The organism is Pseudomonas sp. MEJ108 (genome assembly GCF_030208985.1).
Lineage (GTDB): Bacteria > Pseudomonadota > Gammaproteobacteria > Pseudomonadales > Pseudomonadaceae > Aquipseudomonas > Aquipseudomonas fragariae.
Genome location: NZ_JARVSW010000048.1, coordinates 1 through 19185, shown reverse-complemented (window position 1 = coordinate 19185; position 19185 = coordinate 1). Strand labels below are relative to the sequence as shown.

Genomic DNA, 19185 nt, shown 5'->3' with positions numbered 1-19185 from the left:
CAGAACGCAAAACGCCACGCCCTTGAAGCTCAGGGCCGTGGCGTGATTGGCAGCGTGACTCAGTAGCCCAGCGACAACCCGGTGTTGCGACGCGGGTCGTTGGCGCCGTAGAAGCGGTTGTTACCGACCGGTTTGCCACCCAGCGAAGGCGCGCCTACCAGAATCGCCGCCACATGATTGAGCGGCTGCGGACCTGCGAACTTTTGACCCCAGCTCTGGAGAATCTTCAGCGTGTCAGGGCTGACCGCGAAGGTATCGATGTTGGTCTCTTCAGGCTGCCATTGCTGGTGGAAACGCGGCGCGTCCACCGCTTCCTGAATGTTCATGCCGTAGTCGATGACATTGAGCATGGTCAGCAGCGTGGCGGTAATGATGCGGCTGCCGCCCGGCGTGCCGACGACCATCACTGCCTTGCCGTCCTTGGTGACAATGGTCGGGCTCATCGACGACAGCGGCGTCTTGCCCGGCGCGATGGCGTTGGCTTCGCCCTGCACCAGTCCGTACATGTTGGGCACGCCGACCTTGACGGTGAAGTCATCCATTTCGTCGTTGAGGATCACGCCGGTCTTGCTGGCCATGACGCCCGCGCCGAACCAGTTGTTCAAGGTGTAGGTCACCGAAACCGCATTGCCCCACTTGTCGACAATCGAATAGTGGGTGGTATTGCTGCCTTCATGGGGCGCGACGCCGGGTTTGATCTTGTTCGAGTCACCGGCCTTTTGCGGATCGATGGCAGCCCGCAACTTGGCGGCATACTTGACGTCCAGCAGGTGCTCGACCGGGTTCTTGACGAAGTCCGGATCGCCCAGGTAGCTGTTGCGGTCCGCGTAGGCATGACGCATGGCCTCGATCTGATAATGCATACCCTGCGCCGAGCGAAAGCCCAGCTCTTTCATCGGGTAGCCTTCGAGGATGTTCAGAATCTGGCAGATGACCACACCACCGGAGCTCGGAGGCGGTGCCGAGACCACGTGGTAGCCACGGTAGTCACATTCGACCGGAGCCAGCTCGCGGGTCTTGTAATGGTCGAGGTCAGCCTGGGTGATGATGCCCTTGCCGGCCTGGCTGGAATCGACCAGTGCCTTGGCAACCCAGCCCTTGTAGAAACCGTCGCTGCCCTTCTCGGACACTTCCTTGAGGGTCTTGGCCAGGTCTTTCTGCACCAGCTTCTGACCGACCTGCATCGGCTCGCCCTTGTCGAGGAAGATCGACCCGGAATCGGCCATGTCCGCCTTGAACACATCCGTGGCGCTCGACAGCATGTCGACATCGCCCTGCCCCAGCACAAAACCGTCCTCGGCGAGCTTGATTGCCGGCGCGATAACTTCTTCACGCTTGCGGGTGCCGTACTTGCTGAGGGCCATTTCCATACCGGACACGGTGCCAGGCACGCCGACGGCCAGATGGCCCTTGGCACTCAGATCAGGGATGACCTTGCCGTCCTTGTCCAGGTACATGTTCGCAGTCGCGGCCAACGGCGCCTTTTCACGGAAGTCGAGGAAGGTCTTGCGCCCGTCGGCCAGCTGAATGGTCATGAACCCGCCACCGCCGAGGTTGCCGGCAGCGGGATAGACCACCGCCAGCGCGTAGCCAACCGCTACGGCCGCATCGACCGCATTACCACCAGCCTTGAGTACATCGACACCCACGTGGGTAGCCAGGTGCTGAGCCGTGACGACCATGCCGTTTTCGGCTGCGACCGGGGCTTGTGACGCGGCGAATGTGGGGGAATACGCGACAATCAATGCCGTCGCGATCAACGATCTGGCGAGGGGTTCGAACTTCATGGTCGATCTCTTCTTTTTCTGGGTCAGGGACGTTTGATGTGAAGCGCCAGCCTCTAGACGAGGGATGCGGCACTTCTCGTCGAAGCGTACCGAGCATCCCGGCGCGGGTCTGACGAAGTCCAAAGTATCCGGTTCTGCCACGTTTTCCTACTGTAAAAACCGGATACACATTAACGCCCCGCTTATCCCCGACACGTGCGACACCTACGCTTTCGGGCGATACCCCTCAATGATCGCCGAGAAATCCTTGCCGCCATCGCCACGCAGGCTCATCGCCTGGTACAGCTGTTGCGCCACTGCGCCGAGGATGACCGGTTGATGCGCCGAGCGCGCGGCCTCGGTTGCCAGACCCAGGTCCTTGAGCATCAGTTCGGCGCCAAAGCCGCCGCTGTAACCGCGTGACGCGGGCGCGCTTTCGACGATGCCGGGCCACGGGTTATAGGCCTCGGAACTCCAGCAACGACCGGTCGAGGTATTGATGATGCCGGCCAGCACTTCGGTGTCGATACCCAGCGCATTGCCCAAGGCCATGGACTCGGCCACGCCGATCATGGAAATCGCCAGCAGCATGTTGTTGCAGATCTTGGCGATCTGGCCGGTGCCCACGTCACCACAATGCACGATGTTGCGGCCCATCTGTTCCAGCACTGGTTTGAGCACAGCGAAATGACCGGCAGAGCCTCCGACCATGAAGGTCAACGTACCGGCCTGCGCCCCACCGGTGCCGCCCGACACCGGCGCATCGCCCAACACCACGCCTTGCTGCGCAGCGACCGCGGCGATGTCGCGAATGGTCTGCGGGTCGATGGTGCTGCAATCAACCGCCGGAACACCGGGCGAGATCCCCTTCAAAACGCCGTCGTCATTCAGGTACACGCTGCGCACGTGCGCCGCGGCGGGCAGCATGGTGATGACCAGTTCAGTGCCTTGGGCCGCCTGTGCGGGTGAATCGCTGACCTGTGCGCCCAGCTCGGCGAATTCAGCCAGTACGCTCTTGTTGAGGTCGAACACCTGCAAGGCGTGACCGGCTCTGATCAGGTTGCGGGCCATGGGCGCGCCCATATTGCCCAGACCGATAAATGCGATGTTCATGGTTGTTCTCCCGGGCGAATTGACCGCCAGCGCTCAGCGCAGATTGATCGTGGTGTTCACGCCATCGTTGACGCTGTCGTCATCGAACCAGCGGCTGGTGACGGTCTTGGTCTGAGTGTAGAACTGCACCACCTGTTTGCCGTACGGGCCCAGATCGCCCAGTTTGGAACCCCGCGAGCCGGTAAAACTGAAAAACGGCACCGGCACGGGAATTGGAATATTGATCCCGACCTGCCCGACATCGATCTCGCTTTGGAACTTGCGCGCCGCCGCGCCGCTCTGGGTGAACAGCCCGGTGCCGTTGCCGAACGGGTTGGCGTTGACCAGCGCGATAGCCTCATCGAGGGTATCGACTTCCAGCACCACCAGCACCGGCCCGAAAATTTCCTGAGTGTAGATCTGCATGTCGGTGGTGACGCCCGAGAACAGCGTCGGCCCCACGAAGTTGCCGCCCTCGTAACCCGGCACCGAAACCTCCCGACCATCCAGTTCCAGCGTCGCGCCTTCACGCACACCGCTCTCGATCAGGTCCAGAATGCGTTGTTTGGCCCGTCGTGAAATCACCGGCCCGATGTCGGTGCCCGGTTCCTGGCCGGCATTGACCTTGAGAGTCTGCGCCCGCGCCTTGAGGTCGGGCAGCCACTGTTTCGACGCGCCGACCAGCACCACCACAGAAGTCGCCATGCACCGCTGACCCGCCGCACCGAAACCTGCGCCCACCAGCGCGTTCAGGGTTTGCTCACGGTTGGCGTCGGGTAGCACGACGGCATGATTCTTCGCCCCCATCATTGCCTGCACCCGCTTGCCATGCCGACCGGCCAGATCGTAGACGTGCGTGCCAACCGCCGTCGAACCGACGAAGGAAACAGCCTTGATGTCCTGGTGCGTGCAGATCGCGTCCACCACCTCCTTGCCACCATGCACCACATTGAGCACACCGGGCGGCACCCCCGCCTCGATCGCCAGCTCGACCAGCAACAGGGTCGACAGCGGATCCTGCTCGGAAGGCTTGAGCACGAATGTATTGCCGCAGGCGATCGCCATCGGAAACATCCACAGCGGAATCATCGCCGGGAAGTTGAACGGCGTGATCCCGGCGCACACACCGATCGGCTGGCGCAGCGTATAGGTGTCAACGCCACTGGCGACGTTCTCGGCAAACTCGCCCATTTGCAGCGTGCCGATCGAACAGGCGTGCTCGACCACTTCCAGGCCCCGAAAGATATCGCCCTCGGCATCGGCCAGCGTCTTGCCCTGCTCGGCACTGAGTACCGCCGCGATGCGCTTGGAGTGCTCGCGGATCAGCGCCTGCAACTTGAGCATGATGCGCATGCGCACACCGATCGGTGTTTCACGCCAGGTTCGATAGGCCGCGTGAGCGGCTGCGACGGCGGCGTCCACTTCACTGGCCGTGGCGAATGGCACTTGGGCGAGGATTTCCTGAGTGGCCGGGTTGACGATGTCTTGCCATTCGCTGCTTTGCGAGTCAGTCCACTCGCCGTTGATCAGCAGTTTCACGCGAGCAATCGAGGTCGTCGTGTGGTTCAGTGAGGCATTCATTTCAGCGATTCTCCCTTCAGCAAACCACGCATCCACAGCCTGTGCAGAAGGATGATCGTGGCCTCCCGGCAGTCTTGTTTTTGAATTGGTCAGGGGGCGTGCTTTGGAGTATAGATGTGCAAACTTCTAACAAGAACGCAGATAAAAGCAGGGTCAACATGCAAAAAAACATCACCTCCCTGGGGCTGTTGAACTGGGATGACCTGAAGTTTTTCCTCGAGGTGGCCCGCACCCGAAAAGTCAGCAGCGCGGCCCGCCGCCTGGGCGTCGACTACACCACCGTATCGCGGCGCATCAACTCGCTGGAAACCTCGCTGGGCACGCTGCTGTTCGAGAAATCGCGCAACAATGGCTTCATCATGACCGCCGAAGGTCAGCGCCTGCTGGGCTATGCAGAATCCATCGAAAGCACACTGCACATGGCCTGCGAGCAGGTTTCCGGGTCCAGCGTCGCGTTATCCGGGCACGTGCGTATGGGCTGCACCGAAGGTTTCGGCAGCTTCTTCATCACCCCGCAACTGAGCCACTTTCTCGACAGCTACCCGAGCATTTCGCTGGACATCCTGCCGCTGCCGCACTTCATCAGCCTGTCGAAACGCGAGGCGGATATCGTCATCGCCCTGGAGCGACCCGAACACGGCCCCTACGTGTGTTGCAAGCTCTGCGATTACAGCCTGGGTCTGTACGCGACCCAGGCCTACCTCGACAACCACTCGCCCATCAAACACAAGGCGGACCTGAGCGAACACGTCTTCATCAGCTACGTCGACGACCTGGCGTTCAGCTCCGAGCTGCTGTACATGAGCAACCTGCTGCCCAACGCCCAGGCACAGCTGCGCAGCACCAGCGTCATCGCCCAATACACCGCGGCCCTGCAAGGCCGCGCACTGGCCATCCTGCCATGCTTCCTCGCCGCTCAAGACCCACGGCTGCTGCCCGTGCTGAGGGAGGAAGTGAACATCACTCGTCAATTCTGGATGTACTGCCGGGAGGACCTGCGCAAGTTGAAGCGGATCACGTTGCTGTGGGATTACATTCGGGAGGTGACGGAGTTGAATAAGGGGTTTTTGTTGGGGGAAAACCGCGCTATTCGCTTCCTTCAGTGACAGATTTTCAAGGGATCAGGTGGCCGTATCGTAGCGGTGGCAGACCGGAGTTGGCGGTTTGTCACACGGATGCTGGTTCGCTCCCATTGGGGTAACCCCGACTTTTCGATCAGATTCTCAAGGTCCTTCACAAAACTAAGATTTCCCCTACATACCGCCTTTTGCGCCTCCGGTAGCCTGCCACGCGTCAACTAAACGCTGGTTGTCTACGGATCAAAGACGCAAGGACGGCATGCAATGATTTCTTCAGCCCGATTGGGCGACAAGCACGCCTGCCCATTGCCGGGTCACGGTACAACGCCTATCGCTTCTGCATCCGATGACGTCAACATCAACGGCATGGGCGCGGCACGTGTGGGGGATACCTGCGGGTGTGGCGCGGTCATCACTACAGGCTTTCCTTCCATTCTGGTGAATGGCCGTCCCATGGCCCACCTGGGAAGCCCCACCAGTCACGGCGGGACAATCATCACCGGCTCAAGCAATGTTGGTGGCGGCTTCGTCATGGGTGACGCTGGTGGCGCGACCCTTATTAACTTCATGGCGCTGGGGGCCTTCCGGCCAGACGGTTCCATGGACAATGAGAAGATGGCGACCTTGTTGTCTGACCCGAAGCTCACGGAGAAAGCCTTGGCGGCGAACGCTTTGGTAGGCCCTGAGGCAGCCGGTAAGAAGTCAGATGCGCAGCCTGAGTCAAAAGCGGAACCTGTTGTTTGCAAAGACCCTGACAGGATGGAAGAGCTGGCGACATACATTGCGGACGAGATGAATCGCAATATTCATCACCCTTCTGTTTTGAAAATGAAAAAACTGCTCAGTTATGACGTTGCCGAAGAGACTCGCAAGCAAATGGACCGGCCTTGGTATGCTCAAGTTGGCGCGACGAGCCCCCAAACTATTGGCGCAGCAAATGGCGCTGCTGCGTTGGTGATTTGGACTGAGCGTGTAGGGCAGTATAGGGATTGGGACCACAAGCCGAAAATCCATAAGAAGTTCGGTGGGTATTACCACAAGCAAGGAGAGTACGAGTATTTTTATGATATTTGGTCTAACATCCACTACGGTTATGTTGGCCGCGCAGGCGGTCTTTCAGAAAGCGTGCTTACCGACGGTGCGGGGTTAGAGCAGATAGTCTCAGACTCTGTCGGGGCGATCAGTGACATAACCAAACCACCGGTAAGCAGAAAACATCGGGGGCCTCAACGTGCCGAGAACGTAGAGGGACTCCGCGCTTGGGACGACGATCCCGACCGAATATCTGTCGGGATCGGGATTAAACTCTTTAACCTGCATCCTCATGGTGGCATAACAGCGAAAATGATAATAAAAGAGGTTCTTTCGGTTGCACCACAAGCATGGGGAGCAGGTGTCATTGATCATCAATGTGAGAAAACTTAAGTTGCGTCATGCAGTTTTGTTCGCGTTTATAGCTCTGCTAACGGCTTGGTATGCCGCTACCCCCAGCGTAGTTATTCATTACTCCAAAGAAGCTACCGATGAACTTCGTTTAGTATGGGATACGCAACACCAAATTCATAGAGAGAGGATGCTTCCGGGAGAAGCGTCATCTGATGTTGGTCATCTATTCCCCGATGAAGACTTTTTTATGGTTTTCTTTTGGGGCCCCATCAAGGGCCATATGAGATGTATCGACATAACGCCCAAGCGCTGGGCTACGTTAGATATATACCTAACGGAATCGGGTAGAGTCGACATTAACAAAACATCTCCCGCCATTATTGAACGCTTGAAAAAATGTGAGGGCGAACCTGATCCTTTCCGGCACTAAGGTGCCCTTAGAACCTAAGGCTGCCGCTAGGGAGTCAGAGGCGAAGCCTTAGCCAAAATCGGAACCTGTTGTTTGCAAACACCCTGACAGGATGGAAGAGCTGGCGAGCTATATAGCTGGAGAGATGAACGCCAACATCAATAGTCCCGCAATTCGACAGATGAGAGACCTCAATAGCTTCGATGCGGCGGCAAAGATGAAGGAGTATGAGACGCTTCCATTTTACTTGCGCCTTGGTCCCGACCCCGATTTCTACAGCATGGCGGCCGGTATGCAAGCAAAGGCTTTTGCCATCTGGGCAGAACGTGTTGGTCAGAATCGCCCGTGGGACCACAAGCCGATACTCGCCGCGAAATACGATGGCGTCGTCTACCACAAACAGGGCGATTACGATTACTTCTATGACATCGGGTCGAACATTCACTATGGATACGTCGGGCGAGTTGGTGGGCTTTCCGAAAGCATCCTTTTGGATGGCGCAGGTGCTGAGCAGATCGTTTCAGACACACTCAGGAAAGCAGTCGAGGTCCTACAGAAACCGAAAGAGGAAAGAAAACTTCCGGGGCCTAATCGCTCGGCCGACATTGATGGACTCCGTGCATGGGACGACGCCCCAGACCGGATTTCGATTAGCATTGGGATCAAGCTGTTCAGCCAAAACCCCACCGGTGGAATTACGGCACAAATGGTAATGAAGGAAGTTCTTGCAGTAGCACCTGGAGCATGGGGAAAAGGCATCCGTGAACACAAATGCAAGCAAAACTAAAACCGGGTATGGCCGTTGGCTGCTTGTTGGCCTATTGGTCGGCCCTATGGCCTTTTGGTACTTAGCGTCTCCAGTCGTAGCAGTAAATTTTTCTCACGAAGGAAAGGACGAGTTTCGATACATCTGGAACACTCAGCATCAAATTTATAAAGGTGACATGCCCGCAGGTGGCGGCTCAGCGGTCGAGTGGGGCCAAATCTTCCCTGATAAAGACTTCTTCATGAGGTTCGACTGGTGGACCGACAAGGGATTTCAGAGGTGTTTCTACGTAACGCCGAAATGGGGGCGAATGATAGACATTTACCTTGATGATAAAGGTCGAATCGACACTGCTGCGACTGACCATGATGTTATCGCTCGTTTAAAACAGTGTGCTGGGGAACCTGACCCTTTTCGGTCCTAAGGTGCCCTACCAGCACCACCAACGTACACCCATCACAGCACCCAAGCAGAACGCGGACGACATCCTAAAGGAAGCGTCACTGCCAAAATGATCATGGACGAAGTGCTTGCAGTACCGCCCCAGGCATGGGGTAAAGGGGTCCAGATACATGCCTGTCCATAAACCCAAGATCCGATTTGGCCGCTGGATGTTTCTTCTACTCGGCATCCTTCCTGTGGCTTTTTGGTATTTTTCCTCGCCGGTCGTAGCGGTCAATTTTTCTCCGAATAGCAAGGAGGAGTTTCGATACGTGTGGAACATTCAGGACAGAATCCACAGGGGCGATATCAGGCACGGCGGCTCAGCCGTTGAGTTCAGCTACATATTCCCTGATAAGGACTTCTTCATGATGTTCGATTGGTGGACCGATAAGGGTTTCAAGCGGTGCATCGACATCACGCCTAAATGGGGAAGTACGATAGACATCTATCTTGATGATATCGGCAGGATCGACACAGCAAAAACGGCGCCTGACGTCATTGCTCGTCTGAAACAGTGTCCGGGGCGACCAGACCCCTTCCAGCCCTGAGGCGTGCTACCCGCGCCACGTCAAACTCGGCACAGCCAATGAGTAAACACAGAAAACACTCCCGGCATCTAAAGAAGAGCTGACCCATACCCAGACTCAAGTAACGGTCTCCCTGAGAAAGCTCAAGGCATCCTTGAAAATATGATGCCATCTGTCAGACGGCTCACTCATCAGCGGATGCCAGAAGAATCTGAAATCGTGTCCTCCATCATCCTCTGCAAAATGCACCCAGCTATCGGGAAGGTCTTGAGCCACCTGACATTCATGAAATGCCCAGATATGTCCCGTTATGGTGGAGTGCCACTCACCCAGGTTTCGCTTTGCTGTCGCTTGAATCCCGGCCTCCTCCATTAACTCCCGCACAGCAGCCGCGCAAGTTGACTCGCCTGGTTCCACACTGCCCTTCACCAATTGCAGGCCCGCCAACGGATGCTCGAATGCCAGAATCTCCAGCACTCCCCGGTCTCGCAGAACCACAGCACACGCTTTATCCGCCGTCATGCAGTTACACCCTGGCCTTTTCAATTGGCCCTTGAACCCGGTTGAAGCGCATAGGGATTATGGCGCTCGACTTCGTACCTGCAATGCACGGTAACGAATCGCCAGACAGCCCGGACGTGATCAAAGCCCCAACATCAGCCCACTCAGACGTTTGACCTTGCGGCGCAGGGCTTCTTCGAAGATGCCCTGGCGCGGTTCGATGAGGCTGAACCAGTGCTTGGCGCGGGTGATGCCGGTGTAGATGAGCTCCTTGGTCAGTACCGGGTTGAGCGCTTCGGGCAGGATCAGGGCGGTGTGGGCGAATTCCGAGCCCTGGGATTTGTGTACGGTCATGGCGTACACGGTTTCGACCTCGTTGAGGCGGCTGGGCAGGACGAAGCGTACGCCTTCGCTGCCGTCGTTGCGGGGGAAGGCGACGCGCAACACCTGTTTGCCCTCGCCGTCGCGCTCAGGCAGGCGCAAAGTGATGCCGATGTCGCCGTTCATCAGGCCGAGGCCGTAGTCGTTGTGGGTCATCAGCACCGGGCGACCTTCGTACCATTGCTGTTCGCTTTCGATCAGCTTCGCGCTGAACAGCGCGTGCGTGATGCGCTGGTTCAAGCCTTCCACGCCCCACGGGCCTTTGCGCACGGCACACAGCAGTTGAAAAGCGTCGAAGGCGCTGAGTACCGAGCGCGCCCAGCGGGTCCAGCACGCGTCGTCCAGTGCCGAATCATCGGCGGGACGCTCGGCGGCGAGTACGTTCAGGTAATGCCGGTAACCCTGCGGACCTTGCTCGCCCCTGCCAAGACCGTCGAGCACCAGGCGTTCGAACTTGAGGTCCTGCTCGCCCTTGAGAGCCAAGGCGAACAGGTCGTCATGACTGCCCGCCGACAGCAGCGCGCGGGCCTGTTGGTCCTGTTGCTGGTTGACCAGCCGGGCCAACTGGCCGATACCGCTGCCTTGGCCGAAACGACGTGAGTGGCGCAGCATCACCACTTGCTGGGCCAACGGATGCTGCTGCGCATCGCCCTGGCGCAAACCGCCCTTGCCGAGGTCTTCGCCGCTGACGGCTTCCAGCCAGGCCTGGGTGTCGGGGCTGTAGAAACCTTCTTCGGCGTCGCGGCACAAATCCCCGAGTACCGCCCCCGCCTCAACGGATGCCAGCTGGTCCTTGTCACCCAGCAGAACCATGCGTGCATGCGCAGGCAGTGCGTCGAGCAGGTTAGCCATCATTTCCAGGTCGATCATGGAGGCTTCATCAACCACCAGCACGTCGAGCGGCAGTAAATTGCCCGCATGGTGGCGGAAATGCCGGGTACCGGGGCGACTGCCCAGCAGGCGGTGGACGGTGGTCACCTCGCTGGGGATTTTCTGGCGTACGTCGTCACTCACATCCAGGCTCTTCACCTGTTGGCTGATGGACTCGGTCAGACGTGCCGCCGCCTTGCCGGTGGGTGCCGCGAGACGGATGCGCAGCGGCTGGCCACTCTGTACCGCCGGGGCCTGCAACAAGGCCAGCAGGCGCACCACCGTGGTGGTTTTGCCGGTGCCGGGGCCGCCGGTGATGATGCTGAAGCCCTTGCGGGTCGCCAGTGCGCAGGCAAGTTTCTGCCAGTCGATGACGGCTTGTGGCGAAGAATCGGCAGGACCGAACAACGCGTCGAGCTGCTGCGGCAGCCCCTCCGGCGGCGTTTCACGCTGGGCCAGGCGCTGACGCAAGGCTGCAGCGATACGCCGTTCGTAAGCCCAGTAGCGACGCAGGTAAAGACGCCGCTCGGCCAGCACCAGCGGTTTTTGTCGCGCTTCGGCACTTGAATCGCCCACCTCGGCGACCAGCATGCTGCCTGCCAGCGCCTGGCACCAGGCGGCGCCATCCAGCGCTGCCAGCAGTTGTGAGGGCAGCAGCATCGGCGCGCTCTGCTGATCGCCTTCAGGTGGCAGTGACAGGGCGAAGTCCGGTTCTTTGAGGGTCTCGTACAGATCAAGGCAGACGTGACCGTGGCCGAGCTGATGGCTGGTAAGCGCTGCTGCCACCAGTACCAACGAATCGGCCTGCGGATCGAGGTCACTGAGGAACGCGACGAACGCCTTGTCCAGAGCACGCAACCAGCCGCGCTCGACCCAACGTTCGAGCAGGATCAGCAGATCGCTGACACGCGTCAGCGGGCTCAACTCAGCGAGGCTGATGTCGTCCAGTGCGGTAGGCAACAGATCATCGAACGAGCGGCTCATGCCAATGCTCCCGGCAGGTCATGCGCTATCGGTTTGCCCTGAAACAGCAGGTCCAGACTCTCGATCAGCTCACGTGGCGGACGGGTGAAATACGCTCCCTGAGAGGCCGAGCGACTGCCCCGTAGAAACAGGTACAGCGCGCCGCCCATGTGCTGGTCGTAATCGTAGTCGGCCATCCGCGTCTTGAGCTGGCGGTGCAGAGCCAGCAGGTACAGGACGTATTGCAGGTCATAGCGGTTGTCGAGAATGGCGGTTTCCATCGCCAGCTGGGTGTACGCACTGTCGTCACTGCCCAGCCAGTTGGACTTGTAGTCCGCCACGTAATACCGGCCTTCGTGTTCGAACGTCAGGTCGATAAACCCTTTGAACATACCGTTGAGCGAGACCGTCTCGGTTGCAGCACGCGGCGCGTTGTCGTGGGTGAAGCGGCGCACGAGGGCGTCCATTTGCGCGACGTTGACGTTATTGCTGGCGAACCAGAATTCCATCTCCACACGGTACTGATTGGGCTGATCCAGTTCGCCCAGGGCCACCGGTGCGGCATCAGGCGACAGGCGCAGCGGCATGTTCAGCAGGTGCTGCAGCCAATCGCTCAGGGTATTGATCCAGCCCGCCCAACCGCGCCGATTACAGCGACGGGCGACGGCGTCCTGCAGTTTGTCCGGCGCGTGCGCGGTATTTGCAAAACCTTCGTTGCCAGCCCATTCGAGCAGCCCGTGCAGAAAGGTGCCGGGATTGGGGCCACGCGGAAAACGATGGATATCGCCGCCGCTGGTCAGGATGTCGCGCGGGGCTTCGGGGTCCAGACGCTCGTCGTCGAACAGTTTCTGTGCCTGCGGGCTGTCAGGCGATTCATCGGCACCGGCCGTTACCGTGTCGCCGATACGCAGGGCACTGTAGGACGCGATCCACCAGTTCTCGGCAGCGCGGCGTTTGGGCACCAGCAGCTTGACCAGCGCCGCTGCGTTGCGCGGCGCACTGAAGCGCTCGTCGGTGGGCTCGGGAACAGGCTGCAAGGCAATTGCGCCACACCCCTGGGCCAGATCACGCAGCCAGATATTCAACTCCGCGGACTCGGCCAGCGCTGCGCCACCGCCCAGCAGGTAACCCAATGCCGAACGGTGCAGCATGGAGGTGTTGGCATTGCCGCGCTTGAGGTCGGCGACGCCCAGCCAGCAGGCATGTTCCGATCGGGTCAGTGCGACGTAGAGCAAACGCAGGTCTTCGGCCAGACGTTCGTCATCAGCTTGCTGAATCAGCGCCTCGGTAGGCTGCAGGCTGATCTGCGACTTGCCGTCGGCGTCATGAAACTGCAGCGGCAAGCGACTGCCGTCCACCGGTTTCGACGAGCAAATGAACGGCAGGAACACCAGCGGATACTGCAAGCCCTTGGACTTGTGGATAGTAACCACCTTGACCAGTTGCTCGTCGCTTTCCAGGCGCAGGATCTGTTCTTCCCCGGCCTGACCGGAAAGTGCCAGGTGGTCGCCCAGATGGCGGATCAGCGCCTGCTCGCCATCCAGTTCGGCGGCGGCCTGCTGCAGCAGTTCAGACAGGTGCAGCAGGTTGGTGAGTACTCGCTCACCGTCGTTGCGGGTCATCAAGGTCTGTGGCAGGGCAAAGTCGTGCAGCAGACGGCGCAGCATCGGCAGCACGCCCTGGCTGCGCCATATGGCGCGATAGCCACGAAACTGCATGACGCGCCGCTCCCATGCCAGCTCGTCCTGATTCAGGCGTTCCAGCTCGGCCAGCGGCAGGTCCAGCGTGATACACGCCAGCGCGGCACGCAGCGTGCGCTCGGAGTCCGGCTCGGCACAGGCCTTGAGCCAGGACAGCAGGTCGTGGGCTTCCTGAGCGGCAAACACGGAATCCTTGTCGGACAGGTACACGCTGCGCACACCCCGCGCGGTCAGTTGCTGACGCACCGCCTGCGCCTCCTTGCCGTCGCGGACCAGAATCGCAATGTCGGCGGGACGCAGCCCGCGTGTTGTGTTGTCGGGCGTAACGAAACCGGCACGGCCCTGCTGACCGGCATTGAGCAGACGCACGATCTCGCTCGCGCAACTGGCTGCCAACTGCTGACGATAAACCACGCCGGACACCGGCTGGTCACTTTTCAGGTGCCAGACCGTCAGCGGCGTCAGGGGTCCACCGTCGACGTGCAGCGTCTCTTTGAGGCCTTGGGCCAGCGCATCGGAGAACGGCACCTGATTGCCGTGCTCATCGCGAAACAGGAACGCACCGCGACCTTGCTCACGTTGCTCTGCTCGCGTGAAGACATGGTTGACCGACTCGACCATCGCATGGCTGGAGCGGTAGTTGGTGTCCAGTGTATGCCAACGGCCATCGGTCGCCTGGCGGGCACGCAGGTAGGTGTAGATATCGGCGCCGCGAAAGGCATAGATCGCCTGTTTCGGGTCGCCAATCAAGAACAGCCCGGTCTGCTCATCGTTGGCCTCGAGACGATAGATGCTGTCGAAGATCCGGTACTGGACCGGGTCGGTGTCCTGGAATTCGTCGATCAACGCCACCGGAAACTGCTCGCGAATCAGGGTGGCCAGACGCTCGCCGCCAGCGCCATGCAGGGCCGCGTCGAGCCTGAGCAGCATGTCATCAAAGCCCATCTCGGCGCGGCGACGCTTCTCTTCTTCAAAGCGGACACTGACCCACTGCGCCGCATGCTGCAACACGGCAGCGTCCGGTTTGGGCAAGCCATCGAGCGCCGCCTTCAGCTGTGCCATGGCCTCGAAGGCCGGGTGCGCAGGTGGATCGCCCTTCCAGGCTTCGGCAATGCCGTCGGGGGTCAGACGAGTGAAACCGGTGCCCAGATCCAACGCTTCCTGTGTATCGTCAGCGGCCCAGGCGGCGAGCTTTTCAAACCAGGGTTTGAAGTAGCGCTCCTGCATTTTGCGGCCATCGACTGCCTTGCGAGCGACCGCGTCCTGACACAGCGCATACAACTCGTCGGACCAAACGGCCCACGGCGCTTTCAGCGCGGCAAGCGCTGCCCGGCGCTCTTGCAATGACGCCGCGATCAGTTCGGCCGGTTCTTGGGTGAGTGGGCTGCGATCGCGTCCGAACAGACCTCGCACACGCGGCAGCAACGCCGCGGGGCCGCTGAGGTTTTCCCGCACCCAGGTCAACGCGTCGCCGCTCATGGGATAGCAGAAGCGCCGCCAGTAATCGCGCAGGACTTCGCCGAGCAAATCGCTGTGATCGGTTTCCAGCGTCTGGGTGAACAGGCTGCCGCTGTCGAATGCGTGCTCGCGCAACATGCGCTGGCACCAACTGTGGATGGTCGAGACCGCGGCCTCGTCCATCCACTGCGCGGCGATGTCCAGACGGCTGGCACAGGCAGGCCATAGCGACGCTTCAAACTGTTCACGCAGCTCGGCAATCAGGCCATCGGGGGAAGGGATCTCGTCACGAAAGAAGCGTGCAGCCTCCGCCAGCCGGGTACGAATTCTGTCACGCAGTTCCTTGGTCGCGGCATCGGTAAAGGTCACCACAAGGATCTGCGGCGGCAGCAGTTCACGACCAAAGCCGCACTGCTCGGTACCGTGGCCGAGCACCAGACGCAAGTACAAGGCGGAGATGGTGAAGGTCTTGCCGGTCCCGGCGCTGGCCTCGATCAACTGGCTACCGCGCAGTGGGAAGCGCAGCGCGAGAGGAAGGGATTGCTCACTCATGCGCCGCCCTCCCCGCCGGACAACGATTGCCAGGGCGCGTCGTAAATCGGTTTGTAGAGCGTCTCGCACCAGCCTGCAAATTCTTCACTGTCGATCAGTGCGTCAAAGTCCGGGAACTGCCGAGCCAGTGCCGTGCTTTCGCGACGCTCGCCATCGCTGGTCTGTCCGTCACCTTCGTAGGCTTTGCGGGCAGCCGCTTCGGCTTTGTCGGCAGGCTGGCCCAACCAGGCGAAGGCGGTTTTGACCGCGACCGGAAGGGGTTCCTGCATGCCGTGCAGCCAGGCCGTCAGCAAGTGATTGAGCGTGGTGACGGCACTCGCCTTGTCCAGCGGCTCCAGCATCAGGGTTTCATCACTGGCGACCAGTGCCGTGCTCAACGGCAGGTCGCAGGCGCACGCCACCAGGTGATTGACCCACGGCCGAATCAGCCGGTGCCACTTGCGGGTCTTTTTCGAGCCGATGCTGTTGGGAATGGCGGTGACCAGCAATAGCTCGCCGCGGGCGTTACGGTGCAGCCCGCCCAGCCAGCCGTCGATGCTCACACCCGCATGGCTGAAGCCGATCGGTAAAGCGCTGCTCAGGGTCTCGGGCCAGAGGGTCAACAGATCGTGGTAGCGCCTGAGTACGTCAGGCAGCGGCTCGATCAGCTCGCTCTGCATCAAGGTGCCGAAGCCCGCGAGCGGCAGCAGTCCACTGGCTTGCAGTTTCAGCGCCTGGGTTTTCAGGGCGGCATCCATATCGTCAGGGGAAACCATCGCTGCGCTGAGCAGGCTTTCACTGAGGCCGTAACGCTCAAGGGCATCGAGCACGAACGGTTCCTCATCGGCGAGCGGCGCTTCAGCCACCTCGAAATAGATCTTCAGGCGCTGACTGAAAAAGTGCTTTACCGGGTTTCTCAGGAAATCCTGTAACTGCGCAATGGACAGCGGTTCTTCCTGTTCATGAGCAGGCAGCGCTTGAGGCACAGCCACCTGAAGGTCGGTTTCATGCAGCAGGCGCCACTCGCGGGCGAAGCTGAAATAACCTGTGCCGGCGTGGAAGTAATTGGCGCTGAAGGGTTGCAAAGGGTGATTCACAGTCAGGGCTTTCAGCAAGCGCTGATCATCGTGTTTACCGTCCGGATCGGTCTCGCCGGCCAGCTTCCAGCCGCTGGCGAGGTGATCGCGCAGCTGACCGATGAGCACCGAAGCTGGACGCTCGCTGTTGTCACGAATGCTATGGCCAACCCAACTGACGTACAACTGGTCTCTGGCCGAGAGCAAGGCTTCCAGCAACAGGTAGCGATCGTCTTCACGCCGGGAGCGGTCGCCGGGTCGGTAATCGCTGCCCATCAGATCGAAATCCAGCGGCGGTTGCGCACGCGGGTAATCGCCGTCGTTCATGCCCAACAGGCAGACCACTTTGAACGGGATGGCGCGCATGGGCATCAGCGTGCAGAAGTTGACCGAGCCCGCCAGAAAACGCTGGGACAGGCGCCCTTGATCGAGCCCGGCCAGCCAGGCCTCACGCACAACGGTCAGCGGCAGCTCATCGGTCAGTCTTACCGTTGCACAGGTTTCCAGCCAGTTCTCGCGCAGTGTTTCCAGCTGGGCAAGCAAGTAGTCGTCATGCTCGCTGTCGGCGAGGAAGAACAACTGCAGCAGCGATTGCAGGCGAGCACCCCATGCTTCCGGAGTGGTGGGTGTCGACAACTCTGTGTGGGCGACCTGGAGAGCATCAATCAACGCGACCAGCGGACCGATCAACGCTGCATCAAGCCCGCCGATCTCATCGTAGGGTTCGATGCCGTCGTAAGCCGCGCCGGCACCCACCGCGTACCCCAGCAACATGCGACGCAGGCCGAAATGCCAGCTGTTCTGCTCAAGAGCATCCGGCAGACCCAGACCGGCACGCTGTTGAGCATTCAGCCCCCAACGAATGCCCGCGCCCTCTATCCAGCGATGCAGTGTTGGCAGGTCACGCTCCTGAATCCTGAAGCGTGCGCGCAAGGCTGGAACGTCCAGCAGGTCGAGAATCTCGCTGACCGGGAAACGGCTGTCCGGGAGTTTGAGCAGGTGCTCGACAGCAATCAGCAACGGCTCGCGGCCGCGCTGGCCCTGGTCAGCCAGCGTAAAGGGGATGAAGCGACGATCTTCGCGCTCGATCTGCCCGAATACTGCTCGTATGTGCGGGGCATAGCTGTCGATATCCGGGACCATGACAATCACGTCACGCGGGCGCAGGCCAGGGTCTTTGCTGAATCTCGCCAGTAGCTGGTCATGCAGCACCTCTACTTCGCGCTGCGCGCTGTGAGCCACATGGAAGCGGATCGAGCGGTCCTCAGAAGGATTGACTGCCGGCCACAGCTCACGGGTTTCATCCAGCGGACGCAGCTCGAGGATATCGTCCTGCAGCTGGTTCAGAAGGTTGGTGGGCTCTGACTCACTGAACAGGTCAATCCGCTCGTCCTTGAACGAGGAACGGTAGCTGCGTGGGTCGTCATGGCTGTCCAGCAGGTTGATGTAATCACGTCCCTGCTTGCCCCAAGCCGCGAGCAAGGGGTGAGCATGCTGATGCAGCGCTTGCGGGTCGAGGACCATCGGCATTCCGCTCTTGCGCGCCTGGCGTTTGTACTGGTGACGCAGCAGGTCCTTGTCAGCAACGATATCGGTCCAGTGGTGACGACACGGATTGTGCACACAGAGCAGAACCTGACTGAACCTGGCCAGCCCTGCCAACGCCTCGAGCGCTTGTGCCGGCAGTGACGAAATGCCGAAAACGATGACCCGTGCCGGCAAGCCCGGTGGCGCTTCGGTCATATTGCCGATGCGCTCGATGAAGCGCTGATGCACGCCTGCACGGCTCTGCGACATCCCTTCAGCCCCGACATCGTCCAGCAGCGCGCGCCACAGTTCGGCTTGCCAGCAATTGGCGGCTGACAATGGCCTGGACTGACCTCGTACGTCGCGCAATTGATGGCGGCCAGCGGCCCAGTCTTGCAGCCAGTCAGCGCGGTAAACCTGATATTGGTCGAACAGATCGGACAGGCGTTCGGACAATTGATAGCGCTTGCGCAGATCAGTGTCGTCGGTCAGGAAGCGCTGCAGCGGTTCGAAGTGCGGCTGATTGATCAGCGACGGCAGCAAGCGCATCAAGCGCCAGGTCAAAGGGGTCTTGTCGAGCAAGGACGTCTGGGGGATCTCGTCCGCACCCAGCACCATGCGATACAGCGTCCACATGAAACTGCCGGGCAACTGGACGTCTATGGCGGCAGCGATACCACAGCCACCGTTATCTTCATCCTGAGCATCTTCGGCCAAGGCCAGCTTCAGCCACTGTGCAATGCCGTTGCTCTGCACCAGAGCAATCTCGTTTTCCAGGGGCGCCAATGGATATCGCCGCATCCAGGACACAACCAGACTGCGCAGTTCATCCGGGCGGTTGCCTTGAACCACCATGAAGCCTGCACTCAGAGAGGTTGTAACGGACATGCTTGCTTCCTTGACGGGTGCGTGGAACCTGATGCCGAACCATAAGGGCAAGCGCGCCGGATTGCCATAAGCACGTGGGTCTGGATGACTGCCGGAGAGGTGGAGTTATGAGTTCAGGAGAAGACAGAGGTTTCTGGAACCCCAGACAAACAAAAACCCTCAACGCGTAAGCGAAGAGGGTTTCTGGAATTCAATCTTGACGATGACCTACTCTCACATGGGGAAACCCCACACTACCAT

At 60.0% G+C, this 19185-nt stretch carries 11 protein-coding genes and 2 pseudogenes; 6 read left to right on the top strand and 7 right to left on the bottom strand.

Going from position 1 to position 19185, the window contains the following annotated elements; all coding sequences use genetic code 11:
- Positions 1-59: 59 nt before the first annotated feature.
- From ggt to QRN50_RS19625, 3 genes are all read right to left on the bottom strand, one after another.
- Positions 60-1787, bottom strand: coding sequence for a gamma-glutamyltransferase (gene ggt, locus QRN50_RS19635; RefSeq protein ID WP_011266573.1), 1728 nt, complete (start codon positions 1785-1787; stop codon positions 60-62).
- Between the two features lie 204 nt (positions 1788-1991).
- On the bottom strand, positions 1992-2879 hold the full coding sequence (gene mmsB / locus QRN50_RS19630; protein ID WP_003403556.1) for a 3-hydroxyisobutyrate dehydrogenase: 888 nt from the start codon (positions 2877-2879) through the stop codon (positions 1992-1994).
- A gap of 33 nt (positions 2880-2912) precedes the next feature.
- On the bottom strand, positions 2913-4439 hold the full coding sequence (locus tag QRN50_RS19625) for a CoA-acylating methylmalonate-semialdehyde dehydrogenase (RefSeq protein WP_003403557.1): 1527 nt from the start codon (positions 4437-4439) through the stop codon (positions 2913-2915).
- A 158-nt stretch (positions 4440-4597) separates the two neighbouring features.
- On the opposite strand from QRN50_RS19625, the gene QRN50_RS19620 reads away from it, so the two are divergent.
- From QRN50_RS19620 to QRN50_RS19595, 6 genes and pseudogenes are all read left to right on the top strand, one after another.
- Positions 4598-5545, top strand: coding sequence for a LysR family transcriptional regulator (locus QRN50_RS19620; RefSeq protein WP_024664679.1), 948 nt, complete (start codon positions 4598-4600; stop codon positions 5543-5545).
- Positions 5546-5782: 237 nt separating this feature from the next.
- Positions 5783-6943 carry a polymorphic toxin type 44 domain-containing protein gene (locus tag QRN50_RS19615; protein WP_096127242.1) on the top strand — a complete coding sequence of 387 codons (1161 nt, stop codon included), beginning with the start codon at positions 5783-5785 and terminating at the stop codon, positions 6941-6943.
- Between the two features lie 404 nt (positions 6944-7347).
- A pseudogene (locus QRN50_RS19605) lies at positions 7348-8100 on the top strand (polymorphic toxin type 44 domain-containing protein); the annotation flags it as partial.
- A gap of 46 nt (positions 8101-8146) precedes the next feature.
- Positions 8147-8503 (top strand): hypothetical protein, encoded by a 357-nt coding sequence (locus QRN50_RS19600; RefSeq protein ID WP_024651282.1) that lies wholly within the window; start codon positions 8147-8149, stop codon positions 8501-8503.
- A 57-nt stretch (positions 8504-8560) separates the two neighbouring features.
- A pseudogene (locus tag QRN50_RS26000) lies at positions 8561-8665 on the top strand (polymorphic toxin type 44 domain-containing protein); the annotation flags it as partial.
- A complete protein-coding gene (locus QRN50_RS19595; RefSeq protein WP_003403562.1) occupies positions 8652-9071 on the top strand; it encodes a hypothetical protein in 420 nt (139 codons plus the stop codon). The pseudogene QRN50_RS26000 and the gene QRN50_RS19595, both read left to right, overlap by 14 nt.
- 96 nt (positions 9072-9167) lie before the next feature.
- On the opposite strand, the gene QRN50_RS19590 is transcribed toward QRN50_RS19595, so the two are convergent.
- The 4 genes from QRN50_RS19590 to recC form a co-directional block, all read right to left on the bottom strand.
- A complete protein-coding gene (locus tag QRN50_RS19590; protein WP_003403563.1) occupies positions 9168-9572 on the bottom strand; it encodes an NUDIX hydrolase in 405 nt (134 codons plus the stop codon).
- Positions 9573-9692: 120 nt separating this feature from the next.
- Positions 9693-11786, bottom strand: a complete 2094-nt coding sequence (recD, locus tag QRN50_RS19585) for an exodeoxyribonuclease V subunit alpha (protein WP_096127243.1) — start codon at positions 11784-11786, stop codon at positions 9693-9695.
- A complete protein-coding gene (gene recB, locus QRN50_RS19580; protein ID WP_096127244.1) occupies positions 11783-15475 on the bottom strand; it encodes an exodeoxyribonuclease V subunit beta in 3693 nt (1230 codons plus the stop codon). The genes recD and recB overlap by 4 nt, the downstream gene beginning before the upstream one ends.
- Entirely contained in the window at positions 15472-18945 is a 3474-nt protein-coding gene (recC, locus tag QRN50_RS19575; protein ID WP_024641675.1) for an exodeoxyribonuclease V subunit gamma, read from the bottom strand. The genes recB and recC overlap by 4 nt, the downstream gene beginning before the upstream one ends.
- Positions 18946-19185 lie beyond the last annotated feature (240 nt).

Excerpts from the sequence above, each read along its gene's own strand:
- QRN50_RS19595 (WP_003403562.1), top strand. The coding sequence starts at position 8,652 with ATGCCTGTCCATAAACCCAAGATCCGATTTGGCCGCTGGATGTTTCTT.
- recD (WP_096127243.1), bottom strand. The coding sequence starts at position 11,786 with ATGAGCCGCTCGTTCGATGATCTGTTGCCTACCGCACTGGACGACATC.
- recC (WP_024641675.1), bottom strand. The coding sequence starts at position 18,945 with ATGTCCGTTACAACCTCTCTGAGTGCAGGCTTCATGGTGGTTCAAGGC.
- ggt (WP_011266573.1), bottom strand. The coding sequence starts at position 1,787 with ATGAAGTTCGAACCCCTCGCCAGATCGTTGATCGCGACGGCATTGATT.
- QRN50_RS19600 (WP_024651282.1), top strand. The coding sequence starts at position 8,147 with ATGGCCTTTTGGTACTTAGCGTCTCCAGTCGTAGCAGTAAATTTTTCT.
- mmsB (WP_003403556.1), bottom strand. The coding sequence starts at position 2,879 with ATGAACATCGCATTTATCGGTCTGGGCAATATGGGCGCGCCCATGGCC.
- QRN50_RS19615 (WP_096127242.1), top strand. The coding sequence starts at position 5,783 with ATGATTTCTTCAGCCCGATTGGGCGACAAGCACGCCTGCCCATTGCCG.
- QRN50_RS19625 (WP_003403557.1), bottom strand. The coding sequence starts at position 4,439 with ATGAATGCCTCACTGAACCACACGACGACCTCGATTGCTCGCGTGAAA.
- QRN50_RS19620 (WP_024664679.1), top strand. The coding sequence starts at position 4,598 with ATGCAAAAAAACATCACCTCCCTGGGGCTGTTGAACTGGGATGACCTG.
- recB (WP_096127244.1), bottom strand. The coding sequence starts at position 15,475 with ATGAGTGAGCAATCCCTTCCTCTCGCGCTGCGCTTCCCACTGCGCGGT.
- QRN50_RS19590 (WP_003403563.1), bottom strand. The coding sequence starts at position 9,572 with ATGACGGCGGATAAAGCGTGTGCTGTGGTTCTGCGAGACCGGGGAGTG.